Raw genomic sequence first — 1,131 nt, 5'->3', positions numbered from 1 at the left:
GAGAATTGCGATTAACCCTCTCTTCCATCAAGGATTTGCTCTTTCGTTCCGCCACTGCTGAGCCGCTTTCTTCCTGAACTCTTGCCTTTAGGGGTTCTTTTGGATTTTCTCGAGAGCTACCGCTCGGCAGCTTGCGCTTTGAGGGTAAGAAGTTGGCGGAGATTGAAATCCATGCAGGAGAAAGTGTTCTTGACGCGGACCCGGGCAACCGTCGTGACCATGAGATGCCCTGCCTTAAGCACCCGTTTCATCACGGCGAACGGCCGTTCCACTAGTGATCGGGTTCTGCTGATGGCTTTGTTTCGCCGGTTCTCCTTGATCGACAATGGATGACCGCGGGTCGCCCGATGCATGGTCTTGTCCATGGACGCCTTCGGTTTCACCCCGAAGTAGCCCTTATCGCGATAGACCGTTTCGCCTTTCCGGGAGAGATCGATCCGGCTGTCATGGAGCGACGCGGTGGTGGTCTCGATCCGGCGGATGAGCTGGTGATCTTTGTCCATGAGGATATGGAGTTTGTAGCCGAACTGGGATTTCGAGCCCTTCTTTGCCCAGGTGCCGTCGCGGCTGCGCCGCGTCCGTGCCTGCTCGCCCCGGGGTGTGTCGGCAGGAGCATGTCCGGGATCGGCGGTGATGAACGAGGCGTCCTGCATGACGCCGCGCTTGATCGTGAGACCCTGCTCCTCGAGTTGCCGCTGGAACTCATCCCAGATCAAAGTCTCCTTCCCGGTTTTGGCCAGGCGTTCCCGGAACAGCCAGACCGTCGACCGGTCGGGGATGGTCTCCGGGTATCCCAGGAAATGGCGGAACGAGATCCTGTCGGTCGCCTGACGCTCCAGTTCGGGATCCGAGAGGCCATACCACTGCTGGAGCACCAGCAGTTTGATCATGAGAACGACGTCACAGTTCGGACGACCGCCTCGACCCTCTGCATTTGTGTACAGGTCGGCAAGCAGAGGACGGAAGGCATCCCAGTCGATCAGACCGCTAACCTCACCCAGCCGATCACCCAGGGCGGCAAGAGAGGCATATTCGTGCCGAATTATGAAGTTGGTAAACGTGCTCATGGAGATCAGGTCGATCCGGGACTATAAAGTACTTTTGAGAAGAGGGCGGTTTTTCGAAATCCTC

At 57.6% G+C, this 1,131-nt stretch carries 1 protein-coding gene; it reads right to left on the bottom strand.

Annotation, left to right across the window (positions count from 1 at the left end; genetic code table 11):
- Positions 1-116 precede the first annotated feature (116 nt).
- Complete coding sequence (locus FGU65_RS15825; protein ID WP_301665463.1) at positions 117-1,067, bottom strand: IS5 family transposase; 951 nt, start codon at positions 1,065-1,067, stop codon at positions 117-119.
- Positions 1,068-1,131: the final 64 nt, after the last annotated feature.

The organism is Methanoculleus frigidifontis, from assembly GCF_030464345.1.
Classification (GTDB): domain Archaea; phylum Halobacteriota; class Methanomicrobia; order Methanomicrobiales; family Methanoculleaceae; genus Methanoculleus_A; species Methanoculleus_A frigidifontis.
The sequence above is the reverse complement of the archived record's forward strand: the minus strand, read 5'-3'. Positions and strand labels throughout refer to the sequence as shown.

Excerpts from the sequence above, each read along its gene's own strand:
- FGU65_RS15825 (WP_301665463.1), bottom strand. The coding sequence starts at position 1,067 with ATGAGCACGTTTACCAACTTCATAATTCGGCACGAATATGCCTCTCTT.